Consider the following 24,109-nt stretch of genomic DNA (forward strand, 5'->3'; position numbering starts at 1 on the left):
CTATCCAAAGACCACTATTCAGTCGTGTGTTATTCATGAATTACGTAATAATGTTAAGTATGTTCCAAATAAAGACCGTAAGGCCGTTATGGATGATTTAAAGAAAGTCTATAAGGCTGTTACTCTTGAAAAGGCTGAAATTGCCTTTGACGAATTTAAGGGGACATGGGCAAAAAATACCCTGCTGTTGTGAAATCTTGGGAGGCTAATTGGCTCGAACTTACTGCCTTCTTCTCGTACCCTGTAGAGATTAGGAAACTAATCTATACCACGAACACGATAGAAGCCTTCCATAGACAATTGAGAAAAGTCACGAAAACCAAGACCGCTTATCCTACCGACAATGCACTCAAAAAGATTGTATATCTGGCTACAGTGGGTGTTACGGATAAATGGACTAATCCTATTCCGGGTTGGATAGAATGTAGACAACAGTTTGAGATTATGTTTGAAGGGCGGCTTGGGAAGTAATTCTGTAAGTTACCCTTTATAGAGTTAGGGCTACGCCCTAAGGGTTTATCGCTTTTGTTCTCCCAAAAGGAAAAAGAGAGGAAAATTCCCCTCTCCTTTTGTACAGAACCCTATTAGGTGCTCGGGTTGCTCCCCAGCATTGCCCTATCCCCCTAGTAGGTAAGAACATTGTAATGTCAGTATAGTCTAAAATAAGGTAATTCAACCATTTACACAAAATAATTTACATTCCCCCGTTCCGTCGGAAAAATCGCCAAAAGGGTATCCAATAGAGGACATAGGAGCCCGTTCCGCCGAAGAAATCCCCAAAAAGGTATCCAATAGAGGTTATTGGAGCCCGTTCTGCCGGAAAAATCGCCAAAAGGGAATCCAATAGAGGTCATAGGAGCCCGTTCTGCCGAAGAAATCCCCAAAAGGGTATCCAAAAGAGGTTATTGGAGCCCGTTCCGTTGGAGAAATCCCCAAAAGGGTATCCAATAGAGGTTATTGGAGCCCGTTCCGGCGAAAAAACGATCAAAAGGGTATCCAATAGAGGACATAGGAGCCCGTTCCGGCGAGAAAACCATCAAAAGGGAATCCAATAGGGGTCATAGGAGCCCGTTCTGCCAAAGAAACCCCCAAAAGGGAATCCAATAGAGGTCATAGGAGCCCGTTCCGTCGGAAAAACGATCAAAAGGGTATCCAATAGAGGTCATAGGAGCCCGTTCCGTCGGAAAAACGATCAAAAGGGTATCCAATAGAGGTCATTGGAGCCCGTTCCGTCGGAAAAATCCCCAAAAGGGTATCTTACAAGACTCATAGAAGCCCTGACCCGCCGATCATCTTACGAAAAAGGTATCTTATAAAAAATAAATCCAACTGGAGTATCTTGGGTGATTCCTTAAATTTGGATTCCTTGATAAAATATTGTTAGTTTTAAAAAAAATGGTAGTTTTCAAGATGGAGAGGGATATGCTTTGGGCAAAAGAATGATTGCGGCACTCACAGCGTTCATGTTGGTTCTGCCGAGCGCGGGACTTGCGAATACGGGCGCAGAAAGCCGCGGAAACAGCGTTATAAAAACAACCACGGAGCCAACATCCAGCGGGACAACCATGTCTTCGCAGCCAACAGAACAAGCAGGACGTACTTCAACAGAACCGGAACCGAATTCACCGACGATTGAGAGCGTGACCATCACTCCGGATGATGCAAAACCGGGAGACATCATCACGATCACGGCAAAAATCAACTCCCCGGTGTATGGGATAAAAAAGGTGCAGGCAAATCTGAATGGTTCCACGGGCAAGCAAATTGACCTAAGGTACAATAGCACGGACGGCACATGGACTGGCACCTATCAAGTCCAGGACTACGACCATCAGGGAAAATGGCATCTGGCCTTCTATATCTATGGAAGTGAATATTGGTGGTACCGTGACACGGATCAGTCGATTACGGTGGTCAATCCGAACGAAGACCGGGTGAATCCTGTCATGACCAGCTTCCGCTTGGAGCAGCAGCCGGTGAAAGCGGGCGAGCCATTTAGCGTGACAATCAAAGCGGCCGACACTTCTGGTATCAAGTCGGTGAAGGCAGATTTTCGGATGCCGAACGGCTCGACGATGGTCGGGCAGCCGCTGACCTACGACAGCAAGACCGATCAGTGGAGCTTCAGTTACACCTTTTCAGGAAACACAGAACCGGGCACCTGGGGCGTGATAGTTCAAATCACAGATTTGGCAGGCAACGTGACAACCGAAATCAAGGACTTTGAACTTGCCAATGCGAATGCGGATTACACCCCGCCAAAGGTCGAGAACATTACCGTCAGCAAACAGGCACTCAATTTAGGGGATCTGCTAAAGGTCACAGCGAAAATAACTGATGACAAATCAGGTGTCCTCTCAGCCGAACTGCACTTTTCCGGGAAAAATTACTACCAATCCCAGCTGGCCTACAATCCTGCCACTGGATTATGGGAAACTACTTTCCAGGTGCATCGCTTTATGGAACCTGGGACCTACAAGCTGGATCTGCAAGTGTACGATAAAGCCCAGAATTTAGTCTATCCGGAAATGAATCAAACGGTCCGGATTCTGTTAGTAAAGCCTGTGGTCAATCAGGTAACCGACAGCGATAAAGTTGTGGCCGGTCTGTCACAGGCAGGGACGAAAATCGAAGTAAAAGCAGGCGAAACAGTCATTGGCACTGCCACGGCCGGTGCAGATGGCAGCTTCTCCGCCCCGATCGCAGCCCAAAAGCAAGGGACTAAGTTAGTTGTTTCAGCAACTGCCGCTGATTCAGGGAACGGAGCCGAGGAAACAACGATTACCGTTGCAGCGAAAAACCCTGCAGGCTGGGTGACCACCGACGGCAAGCGCTACTATTACGATCCTGTCACCTTTAAGCCGAAAACAGCCTGGTTTTTGCTCGGCACCACTTGGTACTACGCTAACAACACCGGCGTGGTGCAAACAGGCTGGCTGAAGCAAGGCACCACCTGGTATTACCTCACCGGCAGCGGCGCGATGGCGACCGGCTGGCAAAAGGTCGGCACCAGCTGGTATTACTTCCACAGCAGTGGCGCGATGCTTACCGGCTGGCAAAAAGTCGGCACTACTTGGTATTACCTTTACGGAAGCGGCGCGATGGCCACCGGCTGGCTAAAAAACGGCACGACCTGGTACTATCTTGATAACAGCGGAGCGATGCGGGTCGGCTGGTTAAAACTCGGCACGACCTGGTATTACTTTAACAACAGCGGCGCCATGGTCACCGGCTGGGCCAAAATCTCAGGCAAGTCCTATTACTTTTACAGCAGCGGGGCATTGCGGTAATCGGATAATGATTCGATTTATGAAGACCTAACGGGCCGCCAATTCACGTGGATTGGCGGCTACGTGTGTTTCTAAGTGATCCTTTTAGAAAAAGTGAAAAAAGGAGAAAATACGATTGGAGTTCGTTTCTGTGGGGAATTTGTTGAAATGGTATCTAATAAGACTTATAGGAACCCGTTTCACAAAAAGATCCCCTGAAATGGTATCTAATAAGACTCATTGGAGCCCAATCCATCGGGAAACTCATCAAAAAGGTATCTTATCAGACTTAAAAGATATCTCCTCCAAAAATTCAAATCGAGAGATCGGTCGCAGACACGTTGCAATTACATAGAACCCCTTTGTATAAATATGGTAAAAGTGGAATATAAAATTAGGATGTTCCGGAGTTTCTGCCCTGATTAAATTTTTCGAGTATATGGTGTGAAGTTCCATTATATTAGGAGGTGTACGATGAAAAATAAGGATTTGGTTCTGTCTATTTTTTTAAATGCGTTTTTAGGCTATTTATGGATACTTTTCAAGGAACATATTAATGGGATCGGATTGGACAATCCTTTAATTGGATTAATTATGATATTTTGCGGTAGTTGGTGTTTTTGGGAAATCGTAAATAGAATAACTCCTTTTAATGAATATAAAAGAAGTCATCCCGTAAAAATTGCTGGATTTGTTTCTTTTGGGATGGTGCTTATTGTTAATTTGTTTGTGAATTTAAATTAAAGGCATACAAATTGTTCATAAACTCTTAGTGGAATGCCTTTTATCAGAAGCAATCACTATTAATATAGTTCCAACAAATAATAGGATACCTTCAATTACTATGGACCAAATACGAAATGGCAGAATAGTAGCCAATGTCACTCCTGCCAAATTTAAAGTGAATCCGATTGCAAATATTCTGTTATGTGGTAATGATTTTACTTTATTGATAATAACTTCTTCCCCCTTTTGCCAGTACAAATTTCATCACTTCTTAGTACACAACTGCGTCCTATCTTTCTCTTAATTTTACACTACATTCCCATCAATTTGGAAAATAACCTTGTTTTTATTCTATATTCATAATGTAAATAGTGAACTCGTTACTGTCATAGCGGCGCTATTTTTTTGCGATAGCAGAATTGCTGCTTCATTTTATTGAAGTAATTTGTACGAATAAAAGGGGGAAATGTAGTGGAAACAATTGAAATGGTAGAGGTAGACGAGGGGAACTTAGACGACCAGGGAGGTTATTGTCTTCGCAGCAGGCCAAATTCAACCGGGTACATGAACAAAGAGTTATCCCATAAAGGAGGAGTTTAAAGATCCATGTGGAAAAAATATATCACCGCCATTTCGAATGAATACCATTTTAAAGACCCCGCCACCGAGAGCGAAATCACCCAGATTCAAATGGAATTAAATGTCGAACTCCCAGATGAATTAGCCAGTTTATTTAATGAAACAAACGGTGTTTTCGACAAGTGGAATTGTCCTTTGATTTGGTCCACCTCGCAAATTGTGAAGGACAATCTCTTTTTTAGAAATTTTGAGGATTATACAGATATTTACATGCCGTTTGATCATTTGTTCTTTTTCTCGGACGCAGGGAATGGCGATTTATTTGCCTACGCCATATTAAAAAACGGAACCATCGAAAAAACCGATATCTATGTATGGAATCACGAGGATGACAGCCGGACCTGGGTAGCCGCATCATTAGAACAATTCATTGAAGGCTGGGTAACAGGTAAAATTTCGGTATAGTTTTTTACTTATTCCAGAAAGGAGGATAAAGACGAGTTTGAAATTACTTTTTGCTATTTTACTCATGATGTTAGGCAGCATTTTGATTGCATTAACCATTGATAACCTTGGTCAGATAGGTAACATAATAAAGAATATAATAGGGGTTGGATGTTATCTAGGGGCGGCTTTTATTGCAAAAAGGAAAGGGAAACCCGCTCATTACCCGGAAAGAGAAAAAAGAAAGTCAATCGGTAAATGAAATCCAGTTACATTGACCAAAGCAGGAAAAAGAGGACCCGATCGGTAAATGAAATAGGGTTACATTGACCAAAGCAAGAAAAAGAGGACCCGATCGGTAAATGAAATCGGGTTACATTGACCAAAGCAGGAAAAAGAGAACCTCATCGGTAAATGAAATCAGGTTACATTGACCACAGCAAGAAAAAGAGGACCCGATCGGTAAATGAAATCGGGTTACATTGACCACAGCAAGAAAAAGAGAACCTCATCGGTAAATGAAATCCAGTTACATTGACCAAAGCCAGAAAAAAAGCACCCAATCGGTAAATGAAAGCCGGTTACATTGACCAAAGCCAGAAAAAAACCACCGATTCGGTAAATGAACTCGGCACCAATGAACCAACCCCCACCAAAAAGCCAGTCCCCGCACTCCAGGGACTGGCCAACTAACTTTCATCAATTATACTCGTAATCAAAATTTCCAGAATAGTAGTGGTGGAACTTGTGCGCCGCGTCGAAGTAGTCCAGCGATACCCGGAACGCCTTCCCGTCTTTGTCCCAAAAGACGAGCATGATGACATCCGCGGCACCAGTTCCCAAATCCTCCGCGCCGAAGTCGTCGGCACTCCACTTCACAGCCTTAAAATCACCTTCGCCCGCAACCTTCAACGTATAAAGCCAATACTTTTCTCCCTCAATTCCAACCAGATCGTGGTAGCCCGTTCCAACCTTCTCAACAAGCTCAGCCTTGGTGATTCCGACATTAATCGACTTTTTCAAATCCTCAACCACCGACACCACCGCCGCACTCCCGGCATACGACATTCGGCCATCATCCATCAAGTAGTACCCGCTAACGAAATTCTGCCGCATCATCCCGCCAGACCGCGGATCAAAATAATACCGGCCGCCGGCAAGCTCCTGCCACCCCGTCACCATCGCACCACTCTGATCCAAGAAGTAGGTCATCCATCTTTCCTGAAGCCAGCCCGTCCGCATCGCCCCAGAATGACTCAAATAGTACCAGCGCCCGCCATCGAGCAACCATCCCGTCTTCATCGCGCCCGACTGACTCAAATAGTACCAGCGTCCGCCATCCTGCATCCACCCAGTCTTCATCGCACCCGACCGCTCCAAGTAGTACCAGCGCCCGCCGTCCAGCACCCATCCAGTCCGCATCGCGCCCGAACCATCTAAGTAATACCACTTGCCGCCATCAAGCATCCAGCCGGTCCTCATCGCGCCTGACTGCTCCAAGTAATACCATCGCCCGCCATCAAGCATCCAGCCGGTCTTCATCACACCAGCCCGGTCCAAATAGAACCAGTCCTTGCCGTTCAGCAACCAACCCGTCCTCTTCACGCCAGCATCCACATAACGCCACTTCCCGCTATCAACCGTCCACCCCGCCGACGCCACCCCCGGATACCCCAGCAGCAGCAGTGCCCCCAACATCAAAGTCCAAACCTTTTTTTTCAAAATAAACTCACCTCATGTTTTTATGACCTGTTAACCTATTAAAATTAGTCCAAATTGCTGAAAATCCTTCTAAAAATTTCAGTCAAAATTTGCATCCCCTTAAATCGATAAGGTCAAACAAAAAAGGAGAAAATTCCCCAAAAAATCATCAGACTTTCGATGGAGGAAAAGGAAAGGGACAAATACCTAGTCAGGCCGAGGCCTGACATTTTTGGCTGACAAGCAGTGCCATCAAGAAGGAGTTTCGGCTAAAAAGGAGGGGGCAGCGAGTAAAAAGGGAAAAGGAGCGAGTAAGCATGAGAAAGTGACGAGTAAAACGCGAAAAGCGACGAGTAAAGTGGAGAATTCATCGAGCAAAATGAAGAATATGGCAAGTATCAAAAACCTGAAAAATGGTAATTTAAATGGACCTTCGAGAAGGAATATACCATAATAAAGGGGCTACAACACGGTAAAGGGCAAGAGAAGTTACCTGAGCCAGGCTGATCGCCTGGCTTTTAACTTAAAAAAGGGAAGTGGTCGATACAAGGCCAAAACCCGTCGATAAAACAATAAAACCTATCGACATCGACCTCAAACCCTCATCCGTAAGCCCACACAATCAAAAAACCCGGCTCTCTTTAAGTACCGGGTTCGCATTAGTGATCCAAACTTCTCAATCACACTGCAATGCACAATGAAAATCAATTAATGAATCAAAATTTACCTGGATCCTTAACCTTTATGGAGGCCACTTCTCCGCAGTCCTTGCAAAATGTATAAATAAGGGAAGAACCTATACTGAAAAATTTGTCTATCGGATAAAGCTTTGCATGATTATTGCTTATTTTTCCTTGTGTAAATGAAGTACTTCCACAAGCCTTACACGTTTCCTGGGTAGTGCCACTCATATCATCACCTCAAATAATCGTTACGTCTATTTTAAGTGATGGAGATTTATTATTTCCAATAAAATGCAAGGAACCCAACCGAAAAACTAAACACGCTGCACATCAAGGGGCTGGTTCACTTTTCGTAGTTTCTGTTTTTGGCAGATTAGAAAGGTACTCAAATAATTGCGTCAGATACTTGTTTAGTTCAAATCCATCCTCATTCGCAAACTCCGAAAATAGCAGACCGCTTTCCTTCATCTCCGAATCCCCCTTTAATAAGTGCTATCAACAGTATGGGCAGTCTAGCAATCTTTTAAACATTATTTTTTACACAAAAAAAACCAGCTCCCAAATAGCGGAACTGGTTCGTCACTTCACTTAACCATTCAAATCATTCATTTCTTTCAAGTATTCGCCCCATTCAATCCAGATCGTGTCAGTATCACTACTGCAGTTAATGAGATACTGGTCGCGAACGGTTTTGAAGTTGAAAAACAAGGTGGTTTCGATGTCTGCCCTTAAAGTTTCGATGGTGGTCGGGATGCCCAACAGAATCGCGAGCTCGGCCGTTAGATCCGCGTACTGCTTTTTGGCGCTCGTGAGCCCTTTCGTGGACGCCCATCCGACTGATTTGCCGTTCGCAACTAATTGGTATTCTCCAGCCTCGATCCGATTCACGGCGACATCATACTTCCGCGCAATCTCAGAGACCTTGACCAACAGCGCATCATTCGGAATCCACGTGCCATCAGGGCCAATTTTTTCGCCATTAATCACGGTATTCACCGCCATCACACCGCTTGGATAAAAATAATACTTGTTCGTACCAATCGATTTCCAGCCGGTGACCATCGCTCCGGACGGATCCAAATAATAGGTGCCGCTGCCGTGTTCCAGCCAGCCTGTCCGCATGCCGCCGCGCATATTCAGGTAATACCAGCTGCCGCCGGTGTACACCCAGCCCGTTTTCATGACGCCTTTCGGATCAAGAAAATACCATGTGCCGCCGTCCTTCACCCAGCCCTTCATAGGACCATTTTCACCGTAATAATACCAATTTCGGCCAAGCTGAATCCAGCCGGTTTTCATCGCACCGCTGCTGTTAAAATAATACGTTGTCGCCCCCACAGTCAGCGGTGCAGTCCGCATCGCACCGCTTTTTTCAAGATAGTACCATGCACCGCCATCCTTCACCCAGCCAGTCTTCATGGCGCCACTCGCATCAAAGTAATACCACACGCCGCCAACCGCGGCCCAGCCCGTTTTCATCGCGCCGCTCGAGCTGAGAAAGTACCATTTGCCGCCTTGTTGCAGCCAGCCGGTTTTCATGATGCCCGTTTTGTAATCTAAAAAGTACCACGTATTCTTATCCTTGATCCAGCCTTTGTAAGGGGTTTGGACCTCAAGATAATAGTACCAATATCCATCCTCCATCTTAATCCATTTCGGAAAAGGCACAAATCTGTGGAAACGATTATTTTCCTTGGTGATCCAGCATGGATACCCGTCCTTATCATCATCGAGGTTATAAGGATCATTCGTTGCACTGAAGCCATTTCCTGTCCAGAACATCATTAATGTGAAATCATCCTCGTAATCTGCGCACGTCCTGCCTATGGCAGCAGAGGCAGGCGCCTGCAAGCAAAGAGTAAAGATAAAGGCAAGAAACGCTGTAAAAAGAACTTTCTTCATAGAAATCTCCTAATCTACAAGTTATTTCCTTAAATATACGATTTTTTCCATAGAAAAACCAGTACCTTTTCAAAAGATACTGGCTGGTTTGCGAAGATTAGTAGAATCGCTTAAATGCTGCAAAATGCGCGGTGTAGTAATTGCTTTTTAAATTGGAAATCATGATCCCGTACTTCTCATCGGCGTGGATGAATTGGTTGTCGCCGAGGTAGATGCCCAGGTGGGAGATTCCCTGTTTATAGGTATTTTGAAAGAATACGAGATCGCCTGGTTTCGGGCTGTCGACATAATAGCTGCGGTCATAATAGCCCGCGGCGGAATAGCGGCCGATCTTGTTGCCGGCCTGGTTCGCGACATAATAGATGAACCCGCTGCAATCGAAACCGGACGTAGTGCTGCCACCCCACACATATGGCGTTCCCATTAAGCTCTTTGCCACAGTGACCATCTTCGTTGAAAAATCACCCTGCGGGACAGGTGCCGGTGCCGGAGTTGGCGCAGTACTCGCCGTGCCCGTTACCTTCAGTTTTTGCCCGACATAAATCATATCGGAGGATAAGCTGTTCAACGCCTTCAAGTTTGCCACAGTCATGTTGTATATGCCGGCAATCTTGCCAAGCGTATCCCCGCTTTTGACCACATACTCACCAGATGCCGGCGGCTGTACGGCTGCTGGAGGAGGAGTCACAGGAGTCGGAGCGGACGCACCCGTCACTTTCAGCTTCTGCCCAACGTAAATCATGTCTGAGGTCAAGTTATTCAATGTTTTCAATTGCTGAACCGTCATGCCGAATTGGACACCAATTTTGCTGAGACTGTCGCCGCTTTTGACAGTGTACTCACTCGTTGGGGCTTGCACACCCGGTGTCGGAGCAGGTGCTGGCGTCGGTGCCGGTTTCGCCGGCTGTGGCACAGTTATGGTCACCGTTTGGCCGGGAGCGGATACTTTCAAGACTTGTCCAACATAGATCAATGTGCTTTTCAGTCCATTCCACTGCTGCAGCTCGCCGACCGTCACGCTGTAGCGGTTGGCGATTTTGATCAGCGCGTCACCGCTGACAACGGTATAGGTGGTCTGCTGTACAGCCTGGACAGTCGAAGTCTCGGGAGCGGTGGAAATTTGCAAAATTTGATTTTCATAGATACGGTCGGATGTCAGACCGTTCTGGGCTTTAATGCCATTGACAGTCGTCTTATATTTCGAGGCAATTTTCGATAGGGTGTCGCCTTTTTGGACTTTGTATGTATCTGCAAGGGCCGAACCAGCAAAAAGCGTCGAAAAAAGAGCAGTTGTCGATAGCGTGCGAACAATAGTTTTCTTCATCTAGTAAAAATCACCTCAAAATTTCATATTTTTCTCCATTTTACCATAGTTTGCTAGCGTTTTGAGGGAAAATATTGCGAAACTCGAAGAATTCACAAGAATAATAGTGGGTTTTGCCGTAGTAATTTGGCGGAAACCAAATCGCGGAGGCACTTTCATGGAAAAAATCCGCCTCGATTCCAGAAGAGATACATTCAATGAGCGAATTTGCGGGTGTAATGGGCGAATTCCACCGTTTAATGGGCGAATTTCATGGTCCAATGAGCGAATTTCCACATCTAATGAGCGAATCTAAAAAACAACAAACTTACAAAAAATTGAAAACGGTGCCTGACACCATAAACAACACAAGGATAATAGAAAGGGTGTCAGGCACCACGTGGGATTATTTTCCTATTTGGAGTGTGCTTATGAGGACAAAACTCCCAAAATGTGTGAACAAGAATGGAATAAGAAGGATTCTGGCGTGTTCCCGCTGAAATTATATTTGTATATTCCAATTTTAGGGAGATGTCATCATGAGAAGTAGCCGGCCTTATAAATCTCCATATGCTGCCATGCTTTGGTCACTTGTGCTCCCGGGTTTTGGGCAGCTGTACAACCGGGAATACTTGATCGGTATAGCACTGCTGGTATTAGAGTTTTTGATTAATCTAAAATCAAACTTAAATTTGGTACTCCTCGATGCATTTGATGGCGACCTTCATTCTTCCCAGCAATTGATTGATTACAGCTGGGGCCTGTTCTATCCATCACTTTACGCATTCGCGATGTGGCAGGCGTATAATGCGGCAATCGTCAATAACAACAAGCTCGAAGGCAAAGCGGTCGAAAAAAGAACCTATCTCTCCGGCTTCTTTATCGGCCTGGCCATCGGAATGGATTTGGGTCTGTTTTTGCATGACTCCCCCTTCATGAAGGTCTCTACATTTCTAGACAATCCCGTGTTAAACGGCATCATGTTTGGAATGCTGTGCGGCATCATGGCACACCTCGTGGAAAATAAATATTATCGAAAAAAACAAAAATGAGAAGGTTATGGGAGCCGATCTCGCCATTCTTGAATGAATCTTATCTACCATCTTTATGGTGGATTTTTTTTGCTTTTCTAAAGTTACCTTTTTGATAGTCGGCACAATGTAGAGAATTAGCAAGCGGGCCAGAGTGCCCGTGCAATCCGAAAAAGTGGGGGAACGGGCACTCTGAGAGGCTCACAGTGCCCATGCAGCCCAAAAAAGTGGGGGAACGGGCACTCTGAGAGGCTCACATTGCCCGTGCAATCCGAAAAAGTGGGGGAACGGGCACTCTGAGAGGTTCACAGTGCCCATGCAGCCCAAAAAAGTGGGGGAACGGGCACTCTGAGAGGTTCACAGTGCCCATGCAGCCCAAAAAAGTGGGGGAACGGGCACTCTGAGAGGTTCACAGTGCCCGTGCAATCAGAAAAAGTGGGGGAACGGGCACTCTGAGAGGTTCACAGTGCCCGTGCAATCCGAAAAAGTGGGGAACGGGCACTCTGAGAGGCTCACAGTGCCCATGCAGCCCAAAAAAGTGGGGGAACGGGCACTCTGAGAGGCTCACAGTGCCCGTGCAATCCGAAAAAGTGGGGGAACGGGCACTCTGAGAGGTTCACAGTGCCCATGCAATCCAAAAAAGTGGGGGAACGGGAACTCAGAGAGGTTCACAGTGCCCGTGAAATCCAAAAAAGTGGGGGAACGGGAACTCTGAGAGGCTCACAGTGCCCATGCAGTCCGAAAAAGCGGGTAGAAGGGAACTCTAAGCGGTTCACAGTGCCCGTGCAATCCAAAAAAGCGGGTAGACGGGAACTCTGAGAGGTTCACAGTGCCCATGCAAGCGAATACCAGTCACAACGGTTGCTATGCCCCGAAAAAAATCCTCAAACAACAATATCTACCCATCTCCCGCAAGTAAATTTCAATAAGAGTTCCAACCACCCCTCAAAAAAAGTAAAGTAAGCTTGCCATCCAAGCTTCAGGTAAAGTACACTTTACGTAAAGTTAGCTTTACTTTGCGCCGCGAGGGGACACCGATTTTTTAAAGGAGCCATTATGAAAAATTCAATTCGGGAAAAGCGGACGTCGCTGCATATTACGCAGGAGGAGCTTTCGGAGCTGCTGCGTGTATCAAGGCAGACGATCATTTCACTGGAAAAAGGCAAGTACAACCCATCATTAGTCTTAGCACACAAACTTGCACAGCTCTTTGATTGCAGGATTGAAGATTTATTTACGTTTGAGGGGGAAGAAAATATTGATGGATAATCTAGTTGGCGTTTCAGGATTATTGCTGGGGGTGGTGATCACAATTATCGTTCATATCGTGGTCAACCGAGTCGGGGCAAAAAAGCATATGTTTGATGAGCGGCAGAAATTCATCAGTACCAATGCAAGAGCCATGTCCTGGAATGTCACCACGATTGTGATTTTGGCTGCCTGGGCAGTGGTGATTATCATCGAGGGGATTTCTCTTTCATTTTTCATCATGACGGGGATCTATGTGCTCCATTGCTCGTCGCTGTTTTTGACGAGCGCGTATTTTGCCAATCGAAACTAAACCATGAGGGAGATGAGGATCATGTCAGCTGAAAAAAAGTGCCCGGTATGCGGCGGCAGTGAGTTTGCTCAAGGAACGGATTTCATGGCGATCAGGCCGTTGGATAAAAAACTCGCCATGGGGGTCAATAAGATCTATACCTTTTGCCTGGATTGCGGGGAGATTGTATCGACAAGGGTGGAGAACCCCGGAAAGTTTAGGAAATATCTAGAGTGAAAGATATAATGAGAGTTTATAAAGATAAAATCGAAGGACATTTATTCTGCATGGGCTATTTAACCCAACACCATATTGTCAAAATTCATACAATTTACACAACTCCCTACTGGAAATGTATTTACAATTCTATATCCTTCAAGTAAAATAGGAAAATAGTATGAAATGGAGGGGGATATTGGGAGTTGGAGCGGGAAGAAAAGAAGAGTAGCCCGGATACCGCTAATTTTTCAGAGATTGTGAAAAATGCGTATGATAAGGGCGTCAATGAGACAGAAATCACGCTGGAAAAATTGATGGAAGAATTAAAAGCCGATTTGCGACAATTGGTTGTTGGCTAACAATATAGTATAGATTCAAAAGGCTATTAGGAGGGACACTTCTTGATGGCTTTTTTTGCGTTTGCTTTCAACTATTAAAAGCTTAATAAATGATGAAAGTAAATGGTCCCCGTCCCCAAGCCCATTAATCAAAATCTTAATGACAACACACCCCTCTAAATGTTACAATAAGTGTAAAATTACACCACGTCAAAAGGAGGGGACACCCGTGAAAAGGGCATGTATATTTACTCTCTTTAACTTTGGGTGGTCGATTAGTTTAGCGACGTTTATGCAGCAATACATTGAAATTATGCTTATTCAGCTATTTCTTGTGCCGATTGGTACGATTGTGCTGGCCTTGGCTGCGACGCGGCATCCGCTATGGGCACCGCTTATTGTCTTCACATCGGGTCTGACCTACACAGTTTGCTACAGCATCTATAATTATGACACCTTCATTATTTATAACCACTTCAGTGACATTTTTGATGATTTGGCCTTCGTCTCAGCGGTGCTCACGTTCATTCCCACACTATTCTTGTTCCAAATGAAAAGGGCTAGAAAAAATTAAATGATATACAAAATGAAGAGAACGAATTTCGGGAACTGTTTGATTACGAAATGAGTTCTCTTTTTCTCTGTTTTCATTAATTCGTTTAATAAATGATCTAAGTGCTGGCTGCATTCAAGCGTTTCGGTCGAAGTTGGCCCATACTTTTCGGCTAATTCAAACATTTCATTGCGATAGACTTCGATCAGGTTTAATAAATATGACATCTAGAGACACTCCTAGTAAGTAAATTCGAGTAATAGATAGGCATATAATACCATTTATGGGGCGTTTTGTGACAGAAAAAACCAATTTTTTGGTTTAAAATGTGAAATTTGTTAGGAAAGTAGCCAGTTTGTTACTTAGGGGAACAAATGACATAATCTATTCCGGTTTCTATGACAATTCTCCAAAAAAATAGGAGAAGGAATGTTTCCCGAATTTCCAACCCCATCATCAAAGCAGCCCTCATCTACGACGCAGTTCCTTCTCATTATTCCACAGTTTCATTCGATCCTATCAATCTTGCTTGAATTCCAAACGATTCTTAAACGTAAACCTCTGGTGCACGGGAACCATCCGCTTGAAGTAAAAACCCAAACTCCTCAATCTCCCCCGCCAGCAACGGTTTACTAAAATAGTAACCTTGCGCATACTTGAGGCCAGCGGCAAGTAAATAAGTAATTTGTTCCTGTGTCTCCACACCAACGGCAATAATCGCAATCTCCAGCTCTTCTTCCAGGGCAACAATAGACTTAATCATCGCATCCTTCGCAAACCGATCCTCGCTCAGCGTGGGCTCACCCCCGCTCATGGCAAACCGATCCTCGCTCAGCGTGGGCTCACCCCCGCTCATCGCAAACCGATCCTCGCTGAGCGTGGGCTCACCCCCGCTCATCGCAAACCGATCCTCTTTCTGCGCAAGTCCAACTTCGCCCATCGCACCCCCATCCTGGGCCATCGTATCCCCAACTCCAACTCCTTCCCCATCAAACACACCCTGTATAACAGTGCGGTCAATTTTTACTTTATCAATCGGGAGGTGTTTGAGATAGTCAATCGAAGTATAGGCCGTGCCGAAGTCGTCGAGCGATACGGTTACGCCCAGCTTCTTCAGGGTATAGAGCTTGTCCATGATATCAAATAGATTTTCTAAGAAGACTTCCTCCCTAATTTCCACTTCTAAACAGGAAGGAGGAATCGGACTGTTATGTAAGGCATCTAGAAACATTGAAAACGAGCGATCCTGCTGCAACATAGCCGGAGAAAGATTGAGTCCAAACCGCATCTCGCCGTAACCGGCATCCGTCCACTTCCGAGCTTGTTCGCCCACTTGGTTCATCACCCAAACGGTAAGCTCCTCGATCAGTCCCGTCTGTTCCGCAATCGGAATAAATTCAGCGGGCGGAATCTCACCGTAAACAGGGTGCCTATACCGTAACAGGACCTCTAAGCATTCAACCGCACCAGTCTCAAGATTCACCTCAGGCTGATAGACAAGATAGAAATCGCCGTTCCTGATGGCATCCTTTAAATCATTCGTAATCGTCGTCATCAACGCTTCTTTTTCATCCGATTCATTTGTATAAAAACGGTATCGATTCCGTCCGGCTGCTTTCGCCTTATAGAGGGCGTGATCGGCCTTCGAGATAAGTGCCTCCTGTGACAATCCATCCTGCGGAAAAAGGCTAATCCCAATGGAACAGGTCGCTTCAAAACAAAAATCACGGACAGTCCAGGGAATTTGCAGCCCCGCCAATAGTTCATCTGCTAAACGAGTAATTTCCTCATGAGAAGACACCTCTGGCAGGATAATGGCGAACTCATCGCCGCCAAGTCGATAAATAGAACCACTTGATGGCAGCATACCTTGAATCCTGCCAACCAATTGCTGCAGCAGTTCATCACCAATCGTATGTCCCATGGTGTCATTGACCAATTTAAACTGATCGCAATCGAGATAAAACAAAGAAACACTTCGGCCCTCATGATTGGATTCATCGATAGCTGCTGCCAATTGCTGATAGAAGGATCGTCGATTGCCCGCTCCTGTTAATGGGTCATAAAAGGCAAGTTCAATGAGTTTTTGTTCATACTGCTTTTTTTCAGTCATATCCCTTGTAATCGCTGCAAAGCCGGTAATCATGCCATCTGCATCTCTTAATGGGGAGACGGAGAGATTGACGTCAATAAAGGAACCGTCCTTCCTTAGGAATGGTGCTTCCCAGTTACGAATGGCTTCGCCTTTAAGTAACAATTCCCTTCCGTGCTTTTCCTCCTCCCATAGCCCGGCGGGAATAATCGGCAGCGGCTTCCCTATTAACTCGTCTCGCTTCCATCCGTACATTTGCTCAAAGGACGAATTAACGTATAGTAGTTCATTTTCTAAATTGGTAATGTTAATCGCATCTGACGTATGGGTAAAGAAAGAGTACATCTTCTCGTTGGTTGCTTGTAAGGAAGATTGTAAGCGATCATTTTTTATTCTGAAAAATCTTCCTATCATAAAGGTGATCACCAGCAGGATGCAGATAATAAACAAATAATAAATATGAAAAACGTACATAATAAGGACTTTCCTCCTGAATCGCAGGGTAATACCCATCATTTTAGTGATTATTTACCATATCTACAAGAAGATGGGCGTGAAAAGGAGATAATGGTGAGTAAGGGGGCCCAATACCTGCCTCTAATGTCCTATTCCATGCAACAGGTATAAATGGAACTTTTGAAAAAATAATACCATTAAATGACAAACTCCTTTACAATAAGAAAATGTAAATATTTTTTCTTTAAAGGAAGGGAATGTTAGGTGAATCGGATAAAGTTGGTGCTGGCCGATGATCAAGATTCCATCGACTTAATCAAAACGCTTGTTAAAGACATTTCGCACTTTGATATAATTGGCGAGTGTAACAATGGAGAACAGCTTCTCGAGGCAGTCATGGGAAAGAAACCAGACCTTGTTCTTACGGCAATTAAATTTTCGCAGAAAAATGGCATGCAGGCGATCAAGGAGTGCCTCTCCGTTTTTCCCGCTTTGAGAGTCATTTTTATAACAGGCGATCATGATTATGCGATTGAAGCATTTGATATCGCCGCAGTTGATTATATCGTAAAGCCGGTAACAAAGGAGCGTTTATTCCAAGCGCTTGAGAAAGCGAAGGAAATTATTTTCTTTGAACGGCACAAGATGGGAACCCACCCCGGGTCACAGCAAAAGGTCCTTTCACTAAGGGACCATAACGCTATGCTATTTATTCCGTTGTCCGATATCTATTTTATTGAAAAGGTCGGGAAGAAGTGTTTGGTTTATACAGAGAAAGAAATCTATGATACGAGTGAAACAATGGCTAAGATATTGCCCTCACTTAATCACTCTTTTTTCCATGCACACCGTTCATATATTATTAATGTAACGAAAATTTCTCAAATCACTCCCCAGAAAGAAACATTTATCGTTCATTTTAAGGATTATGATAAATTGGCGAAGATCTCTAAGTTAAAAATTAATGAAGTAAGAGAACGAATTTCGAATGGCTGATGCTTACGAAATTTGTTCTTTATTTTTGCATAAATAATAAACGGAAATAGCCTCTTTCCTAAGTGAAAGGAATGAATGAAATGATCCATTCCAGTCCCTATGACATGAAAGTTGTCATCATTTCTGTCATGATTGCCCTCATTACTTCGATTACAGCCTTACTAGTTTTTTATACATTAGATGAACGAGTAAAAAGAGTCGAACGGGATTTAAGAAACACGCTTCGCCGGCAGCAGGGAATGACGTTAAAATATATCAAACAGGGCAGCGAATATGTCCATACATTAATGGAAGGCCAATTGTTAGGGAGGATGGGTCTTACACCTGACATGGCCATCGGGACAAATCTCCATGAATTTTATTCAAAAAAGGATTGCGATGCCATCGAGCAAGCCTATTCAAAGGCGTGGAATGGGGAAATTACCGCATACGAGGCCCATCTAAATGGGATTGATTACTTTGTGACCTTAAGTCCGGTCTTTCGGGATGGAAGAGTGATCGAAGTAATCGGGTCGGGTGTGGATATTTCTGAGCGAAAGAGGGCCGAAGAAACCTTACATGAGTCGCTGGCATTAAGAAGAACGCTGATTGATAGTTTGGAAATCGGCATGGTCGTGATTGATCAGAAATATAAAATAATGGCTTTAAATCGAACATGGTGTCAATTGTTCCATATAGAGGAACCGATGCAGAATATCATTGGGAATGATATTTTCGAACAACTTCATTCGTTTTTCTATCACAATCAGGCGGAACAGGAAAAGGTAAAGGAGATTCTAGCGAATGCACAGCCATTTGTAGATGAAGTGGACCAATTTGAACAGCGGGTTTTTAAACGAAGCTATTTTCCCTTTTATATGGATGATGAATTGAAGGGTCATATATGGGCGATTGAGGATATGACCAAACAAAAGTTAATGGAAAAAGGGATCATTGAAACAAAGGAGGAAGCGGTGAAGGCTAACGAGGCCAAATCGGAATTCCTATCGCGCATGAGTCATGAGCTGCGCACTCCGCTAAACGGGATCCTCGGATTTTCGCAATTAATGGAAGGGGATGAAACGCTAACGCCGAAGCAGCAAGGGTTTGTTCGCGAAATCGTAAAGGGAGGCACGCACCTGGTAACGTTGATCAATGACATACTGGACATTTCGGCGATTGAGGCCGGAAAAATGAAATTGACGATCGCCCCCATCAGGATAGACGGTTTGATCAATCAGTGTGTACAGTTTGTCGCCCCCTTGGCTGAGAAGAAAGGGATCACCGTAACCATCGAATCAACCAGCCATCAAGAACGCTATGTATCCGCAGATAACATAAAGTTGAGACAGATTATTTTGAACCTGTTGGATAATGCCATTAAATACAATCGTGAAAATGGCACCGTGCTGATTCGCTTTGAAGTGAAGGATGGGCTTCTATTCGTCCATATCATCGACAGCGGGATTGGGATCCCCGTCACCGAACAAGTGAAGATATTTGAACCATTTTACCGGATTAATCATGTTCACGAAGAAGGGACAGGGATTGGCCTGCCGCTTGTCAGCCGGTTGATTCATTCAATGGGCGGCAACATCGGATTGCAGAGCGATAGCGGCGAGGGAAGTGATTTCTGGATTAGCTTGCCGCTTGTGGATGCTCCGGCTGTCGAAAACGAGGATTCCTTTCCAACAGTTACCGAGCCCCAGCTGGAATATACCGATTTTATGATCCTTTACATAGAGGACAATTTGCAAAATGTCCAATTAGTAAAAGAAATCTTCGCAACCATTCCCGGAATCCACTTGATTTCGGCGATGACGGGTTATGAGGGAATGGTACTAGCCATGGAGCGGAAGCCGGATTTAATTTTATTAGACCTAAATCTTCCTGATCTCAATGGGTGTGATGTGTTTGCGAGGATAAAAGCGAATCCCGCCTGCGCACAAACACCGATCATCGCCGTTAGTGCAAATGCCATGCCAAATGTGATCAAGCAAGTACGGGCGAAAGGGTTCGCGGAATACATTAGTAAGCCTATTGATATTCCAACACTTTTAAGTACCATTGCCAAATATATAGCCTAGCAGATGACGAATATCAGCGGGTATAAAGTAGGGCTGCCAAAACAAGACAGCTCTATTTTTTATGTCTAAATACCTAGAAGTTATTTTTGGGAAAAGGCGTGAAATGTCGATTCTATGCCGTTACGTGTCGAAATTTGCATTTGATAGGTCAATTTACCTGCCTAAATAGCTTTGTCGAGGTTAGACATATTTACTAATATTAGGTACATTTGGAACATATGTGGGAGTGCGGACGACGGCACAACCCAACCACAAATGATCAATAGTAGCGAAAACACCATTTGCGTAACTAAACGGAGGGGATTACTGTGATCCAAAAGTCTATTGTAGCCCTGCTAGTAACAAGTGTCCTTTGGATGGGAATCTATGGGGAAGACTGGCTGATGGAAGAAGTGGCCGAAGCGGTTGAAACCGTCGAAACCGTCGAAAGAATAGAAGACGATATTCATACATTACATGTAATTTCAATCGGTGTTAAAGATATGGAATACCAGCTAGTTAATGGAATCGAGGGAGTTTCCACAGCAGCGAACACGAATCCAAGCAGTGATAACGACCTAAATAACCGAACTACACGATATTATATCACCATCGATACGTTTTTTGATCACTTTGGAAATCGCATCGGCACGGACGATCCCATGAAACAGGAGACTTTCCATCAAGTGCTGCCTGCCGATTCGCTCCTAATGAATTGCACCGACAAATGGCATGTTCTTTGTACAAAACAAAATCTTGAATGATTTCACAGAAAGGATGGGGTTGAGCATGAGCGTAGGGTATACCAGTACGATGATCAGACAAAAAATCGAGCATGTTTACCAACCGATGTGGAATGTAGAAAACGTAAGTATATTCGGTTATGAAGCACTTGTCAGGTTTCCCGATGGTGTGTGCGACGGAGATATTGAAAAGGCCTTTGCGCTGGCTAGAACAGAAGGGACATTGTACGAAATGGATACGAAGTCCATTACGACTGCCATCAGCAGTTTCCCCGTACATACATTGTATAAGGGGTTATTGTTTATTAATGTGTTTCCATCCACCCTCCTGCACCCACACTTTCCATTATTTATTCGTCAGTTAGTGTCCATATTTCCCTACATCCGCGGGAGAGTCGTGTTTGAGATCAGTGAAACGAAACAAGAAGAAGCTTGTTGGGATCACCCTGGGATGAAAGAACGGATTGCATTAATAAAGGAATCGGGCTTTACAGTCGCACTTGATGATATTGGCAAAGGGGCGGCAGGGTTGCAGAAAATCATTGAATTTGCCCCCAATTATATCAAGCTGGACCGGTACTTTGCGAATGATCTATCCTCCTCAAACGAAAAGCAGGAAATGGTTTCATTATTGATTCAATATGCGAGTGGCAAGATGATCGTTATCTTAGAGGGGATTGAACAAGAAGCCGATTTTGAAGCAGCAAAAGAAATCCAAGTTCCAATTATTCAAGGATACTTATTAGGATTTCCGCAAAAACTAGAAACACTTCAACGGAGGAGCAAGGTTATTCCTTCATAAACCAACCCATCCTTTCCGCCCATTTATTCTCCTCTATGAGGGGTGTACAATAGAAGTGCATTCTTACACCAGGAAGGTAAAACCATCAAAAAAATGGAAAGAGGGTGGGTGAATGAAGAAGCTGAAAGTAATGATTGCCGATGATGATCTTTCTTCAAAATCCCTACTTTATTCCTATCTTCAGTTCGTTCCGAATTATAAGGTAGTGGGAGAAGTGTCGAATGGAGAGGAATTGATTCAGCGGGTGATGAAGGAGAAGCCTGATATTGTGTTAGTCGATATCGATATGCCAAAGTTAAATGGAGTCGATGCGGCCAAGGCATGTAAAAGGATGTTTCCGGCGTTGCAGGTCATTTTCACAACGGGGTATGACGAGTTTGCTGTTGAGGCGTTTAATCTGGCTGCGGCTGATTATCTTGTGAAACCGATTGAGAAGGTTCGTTTCTTTATCGCGTTAGAAAAGGCAAAACTGGGTCTGCAATTACAAAAAAGAATAGAAGAGCGGAAAATTGCTGCGAAACTTTCAATCAAGTCTAATCATACCTTTCTTTATATTGCCATGGAGGAGATCCTTTTTGTGGAAAAAGAAGGACGGAAGTCGCGCATCCATACGGTAGATGATTTGATTGAGACCATTGAGTCACTTCAAGAAATTGAGAGGCGTTTACCGAAATACTTTTATCGTACCCATCGCTCGTACGTGGTCAATTTAAGGAAAATCGTCAAGATTGAATCGTTCGGCGAGTCCTATCTTGCTTATTTTCTCGATTCAAATAAGACCGCCCATGTTTCAAAATTACAAATCAATACCGTGCACCGGTTAATTGGAAATTAATAGCGCTAATCATGAGGTGAACAGCCTCTTTTTTGTTTTTATTAATAGTTATGTATCTGAAAGGGCACCTACAGTGCCGTTAAATCACTATTCATATTATTATGTTCCGACTAGTTTCTTCCTATTATATTATAATGAAGCGTTTACATAGAATATATTATTCTGAAATGAATGAGGCAAAGGGTACCGTCCCAATTATGGAAAATCCGCCCAAATAATAATTCCCTCTTCAAATTTCTTACAAATGGGTGTTTAATAGATTAAGTAAGATTAATTTTGACAGAACCCCATATTAATTGACAAATTATGATATAATATTCATGTTTTGGATAAAGGTATTTAGGAGGACGAAATGGAAGAGACGATTAGTTTAAAAGAACTACTTGAGACGTTAAAAAAACGATTGCTTTTGATCGTGTCGATAACGGTTATTGCCGCATTAGTGAGTGGAATTATTAGTTTTTACTTCTTAACCCCGATTTATCAAGCTTCAACGCAAATTCTTGTGAACCAAACGAAAAGTGATCAAACAATGTACAACCCTGGTGAATTGCAAACAAACCTTCAATTGATTAATACCTATAATGTCATTATCACAAGCCCGGCGATTTTGGATATTGTGTCGAAAGACCTCGATTTAGGCATGACGGCTTCAGAATTAAAAGGCAAGATTACCGTTGGTAGCGAAAAGGATTCTCAAGTAGTGAACTTGTCCGTTCAGGATCCAGATGCTGATCTAGCGGCGAAGATTGCCAACAAGACAGCCGAAGTGTTTCAAAGTGAAATTTCAAAGATCATGAATGTCGATAACGTCAGCATTTTAGCAAAAGCAGACGTGTCTGAAAATCCATCTCCAATTAAACCGAGACCATTATTAAATGTGGCCATTGCGATTGTTGTTGGCTTAATGGCCGGTGTCGGATTGGCATTCTTACTTGAGTACTTTAATAACACGATTAAAAACGAACAAGATATAGAGAAAATCCTTGGTCTGCCAATTTTAGGTGTCATTGCAACCATCGATGATCAAAAGATAGAAGAATTAAAACTGCGCCGTGCAGCGAAAAAATCAACAGTAAGAGGTGAGTCACTTGGGTCTTAGAAAGAAAAAGGTACAAACAGGGAGAGATTCCAGCCGAAAGCTGATTACGGCAATTGCGCCTAAATCACCGATTTCCGAGCAATACCGGACGATTCGGACGAATATTCAATACTCATCAATTGATTCAGAAATCAGAACGATAATGGTGACCTCCTCCGGCCCGGCGGAAGGGAAATCAACGACAGCAGCGAACCTAGCTATTACATTTGCTCAGCTTGGTAAAAAGGTGCTGTTAGTGGATGCCGACCTGCGCAAGCCGACGGTGCACCACACGTTTGAAGTGAATAATCTCGTTGGCTTTACGACAGTGTTGACAAAGCAAAAGACACTGGAAAAAGCGGTTCTTGATACAGAAGAACAGGACTTATATGTATTGCCGAGCGGTCCGATTCCGCCAAACCCAGCAGAGTTATTAAGCTCAAAATCGATGGAGCAATTTATCGAGGATGCAAAGAGTCAATTCGATTATGTTATTTTCGACACGCCGCCGTTACTCGCGGTTGCCGATCCGCAAATCATTGCCAATCAGTGTGATGGTTCGGTTCTCGTGGTCTTTAGTGAAAAGACAGAAATCGACCAAGCAAAGAAAGCGAAGGAATTACTTGCGAATGCGCAAAGCAAACTATTAGGTGTCGTGTTAAACCATAAACAGATAAAGAGTAATGACTATTACTATTATTACGGTGCTAAATAATCCGGTTGAGAAATGGAAGAAATTACTGGAAAATTATCAAGGTTTCGACAAACTCC

Annotated in this window: 25 protein-coding genes and 1 pseudogene; 20 read left to right on the top strand and 6 right to left on the bottom strand. The window is 44.0% G+C overall.

The window, feature by feature from the left end:
* The 6 genes and pseudogenes from ACO1D1_RS02185 to ACO1D1_RS02210 form a co-directional block, all read left to right on the top strand.
* Positions 1-471 (top strand): annotated as a pseudogene (locus ACO1D1_RS02185) (transposase); the annotation flags it as partial.
* A gap of 968 nt (positions 472-1,439) precedes the next feature.
* On the top strand, positions 1,440-3,290 hold the full coding sequence (locus tag ACO1D1_RS02190) for an Ig-like domain-containing protein (protein WP_423334748.1): 1,851 nt from the start codon (positions 1,440-1,442) through the stop codon (positions 3,288-3,290).
* A gap of 453 nt (positions 3,291-3,743) precedes the next feature.
* On the top strand, positions 3,744-4,013 hold the full coding sequence (locus ACO1D1_RS02195; protein ID WP_423334749.1) for a hypothetical protein: 270 nt from the start codon (positions 3,744-3,746) through the stop codon (positions 4,011-4,013).
* 453 nt (positions 4,014-4,466) lie between these two features.
* The gene (locus ACO1D1_RS02200; protein ID WP_423334750.1) at positions 4,467-4,595 is read left to right on the top strand and encodes a hypothetical protein; all 129 of its coding nucleotides are present in this window, start codon (positions 4,467-4,469) and stop codon (positions 4,593-4,595) included.
* A gap of 6 nt (positions 4,596-4,601) precedes the next feature.
* Positions 4,602-5,039 carry an SMI1/KNR4 family protein gene (locus tag ACO1D1_RS02205; RefSeq protein ID WP_423334751.1) on the top strand — a complete coding sequence of 146 codons (438 nt, stop codon included), beginning with the start codon at positions 4,602-4,604 and terminating at the stop codon, positions 5,037-5,039.
* A 37-nt stretch (positions 5,040-5,076) separates the two neighbouring features.
* Positions 5,077-5,280, top strand: a complete 204-nt coding sequence (locus tag ACO1D1_RS02210; RefSeq protein WP_149872297.1) for a serine kinase — start codon at positions 5,077-5,079, stop codon at positions 5,278-5,280.
* Positions 5,281-5,717: 437 nt separating this feature from the next.
* Here ACO1D1_RS02210 and ACO1D1_RS02215 read toward each other — a convergent pair whose 3' ends face one another.
* A complete protein-coding gene (locus ACO1D1_RS02215) occupies positions 5,718-6,740 on the bottom strand; it encodes a hypothetical protein (RefSeq protein ID WP_423334752.1) in 1,023 nt (340 codons plus the stop codon).
* A gap of 211 nt (positions 6,741-6,951) precedes the next feature.
* Between ACO1D1_RS02215 and ACO1D1_RS02220 the strand changes: the two genes are divergently transcribed.
* Positions 6,952-7,173, top strand: a complete 222-nt coding sequence (locus ACO1D1_RS02220; protein ID WP_423334753.1) for a hypothetical protein — start codon at positions 6,952-6,954, stop codon at positions 7,171-7,173.
* A 559-nt stretch (positions 7,174-7,732) separates the two neighbouring features.
* Here the strand turns inward: ACO1D1_RS02220 and ACO1D1_RS02225 are convergent.
* The 3 genes from ACO1D1_RS02225 to ACO1D1_RS02235 form a co-directional block, all read right to left on the bottom strand.
* Positions 7,733-7,870, bottom strand: a complete 138-nt coding sequence (locus tag ACO1D1_RS02225; RefSeq protein ID WP_423334754.1) for a hypothetical protein — start codon at positions 7,868-7,870, stop codon at positions 7,733-7,735.
* A 120-nt stretch (positions 7,871-7,990) separates the two neighbouring features.
* The gene (locus tag ACO1D1_RS02230) at positions 7,991-9,304 is read right to left on the bottom strand and encodes a hypothetical protein (RefSeq protein ID WP_423334755.1); all 1,314 of its coding nucleotides are present in this window, start codon (positions 9,302-9,304) and stop codon (positions 7,991-7,993) included.
* Positions 9,305-9,401: 97 nt separating this feature from the next.
* The gene (locus ACO1D1_RS02235; protein ID WP_423334756.1) at positions 9,402-10,628 is read right to left on the bottom strand and encodes a LysM peptidoglycan-binding domain-containing protein; all 1,227 of its coding nucleotides are present in this window, start codon (positions 10,626-10,628) and stop codon (positions 9,402-9,404) included.
* A gap of 518 nt (positions 10,629-11,146) precedes the next feature.
* On the opposite strand from ACO1D1_RS02235, the gene ACO1D1_RS02240 reads away from it, so the two are divergent.
* The 6 genes from ACO1D1_RS02240 (at position 11,147) to ACO1D1_RS02265 (ending at position 14,309) form a co-directional block, all read left to right on the top strand.
* Entirely contained in the window at positions 11,147-11,659 is a 513-nt protein-coding gene (locus ACO1D1_RS02240; protein ID WP_423334757.1) for a hypothetical protein, read from the top strand.
* A gap of 1,035 nt (positions 11,660-12,694) precedes the next feature.
* Complete coding sequence (locus ACO1D1_RS02245; RefSeq protein ID WP_423334758.1) at positions 12,695-12,907, top strand: helix-turn-helix transcriptional regulator; 213 nt, start codon at positions 12,695-12,697, stop codon at positions 12,905-12,907.
* The gene (locus ACO1D1_RS02250) at positions 12,900-13,199 is read left to right on the top strand and encodes a DUF2178 domain-containing protein (RefSeq protein WP_423334882.1); all 300 of its coding nucleotides are present in this window, start codon (positions 12,900-12,902) and stop codon (positions 13,197-13,199) included. Before ACO1D1_RS02245 ends, ACO1D1_RS02250 begins: the two co-directional genes overlap by 8 nt.
* Before the next feature lie 21 nt (positions 13,200-13,220).
* The gene (locus ACO1D1_RS02255) at positions 13,221-13,415 is read left to right on the top strand and encodes a hypothetical protein (protein WP_423334759.1); all 195 of its coding nucleotides are present in this window, start codon (positions 13,221-13,223) and stop codon (positions 13,413-13,415) included.
* Between the two features lie 185 nt (positions 13,416-13,600).
* Entirely contained in the window at positions 13,601-13,756 is a 156-nt protein-coding gene (locus ACO1D1_RS02260) for a hypothetical protein (protein WP_423334760.1), read from the top strand.
* Positions 13,757-13,964: 208 nt separating this feature from the next.
* On the top strand, positions 13,965-14,309 hold the full coding sequence (locus ACO1D1_RS02265; protein ID WP_423334761.1) for a hypothetical protein: 345 nt from the start codon (positions 13,965-13,967) through the stop codon (positions 14,307-14,309).
* Here the strand turns inward: ACO1D1_RS02265 and ACO1D1_RS02270 are convergent.
* Positions 14,306-14,515, bottom strand: coding sequence for a Spo0E family sporulation regulatory protein-aspartic acid phosphatase (locus tag ACO1D1_RS02270; RefSeq protein ID WP_423334762.1), 210 nt, complete (start codon positions 14,513-14,515; stop codon positions 14,306-14,308). The genes ACO1D1_RS02265 and ACO1D1_RS02270 overlap by 4 nt on opposite strands.
* Positions 14,516-14,835: 320 nt before the next feature.
* A complete protein-coding gene (locus ACO1D1_RS02275; protein WP_423334763.1) occupies positions 14,836-16,854 on the bottom strand; it encodes a putative bifunctional diguanylate cyclase/phosphodiesterase in 2,019 nt (672 codons plus the stop codon).
* Between the two features lie 246 nt (positions 16,855-17,100).
* On the opposite strand from ACO1D1_RS02275, the gene ACO1D1_RS02280 reads away from it, so the two are divergent.
* The 7 genes from ACO1D1_RS02280 (at position 17,101) to ACO1D1_RS02310 (ending at position 24,053) form a co-directional block, all read left to right on the top strand.
* Positions 17,101-17,832 carry a LytR/AlgR family response regulator transcription factor gene (locus ACO1D1_RS02280; protein WP_423334764.1) on the top strand — a complete coding sequence of 244 codons (732 nt, stop codon included), beginning with the start codon at positions 17,101-17,103 and terminating at the stop codon, positions 17,830-17,832.
* A 104-nt stretch (positions 17,833-17,936) separates the two neighbouring features.
* Positions 17,937-19,898: an ATP-binding protein gene (locus tag ACO1D1_RS02285; protein ID WP_423334765.1), complete on the top strand. Its 1,962-nt coding sequence runs from the start codon at positions 17,937-17,939 to the stop codon at positions 19,896-19,898.
* 308 nt (positions 19,899-20,206) lie between these two features.
* A complete protein-coding gene (locus ACO1D1_RS02290) occupies positions 20,207-20,641 on the top strand; it encodes a hypothetical protein (protein WP_423334766.1) in 435 nt (144 codons plus the stop codon).
* A 25-nt stretch (positions 20,642-20,666) separates the two neighbouring features.
* Positions 20,667-21,422 carry an EAL domain-containing protein gene (locus ACO1D1_RS02295; protein ID WP_423334767.1) on the top strand — a complete coding sequence of 252 codons (756 nt, stop codon included), beginning with the start codon at positions 20,667-20,669 and terminating at the stop codon, positions 21,420-21,422.
* A 112-nt stretch (positions 21,423-21,534) separates the two neighbouring features.
* A complete protein-coding gene (locus tag ACO1D1_RS02300) occupies positions 21,535-22,257 on the top strand; it encodes a LytR/AlgR family response regulator transcription factor (RefSeq protein ID WP_423334768.1) in 723 nt (240 codons plus the stop codon).
* Between the two features lie 352 nt (positions 22,258-22,609).
* Positions 22,610-23,359 carry a YveK family protein gene (locus ACO1D1_RS02305; protein ID WP_423334769.1) on the top strand — a complete coding sequence of 250 codons (750 nt, stop codon included), beginning with the start codon at positions 22,610-22,612 and terminating at the stop codon, positions 23,357-23,359.
* Positions 23,349-24,053: a CpsD/CapB family tyrosine-protein kinase gene (locus ACO1D1_RS02310; protein WP_423334770.1), complete on the top strand. Its 705-nt coding sequence runs from the start codon at positions 23,349-23,351 to the stop codon at positions 24,051-24,053. The genes ACO1D1_RS02305 and ACO1D1_RS02310 overlap by 11 nt, the downstream gene beginning before the upstream one ends.
* The last annotated feature ends 56 nt before the right edge of the window (positions 24,054-24,109 follow it).

This window comes from Neobacillus sp. 19, assembly GCF_049463095.1.
Taxonomy (GTDB): Bacteria; Bacillota; Bacilli; order Bacillales; family Cytobacillaceae; genus Neobacillus.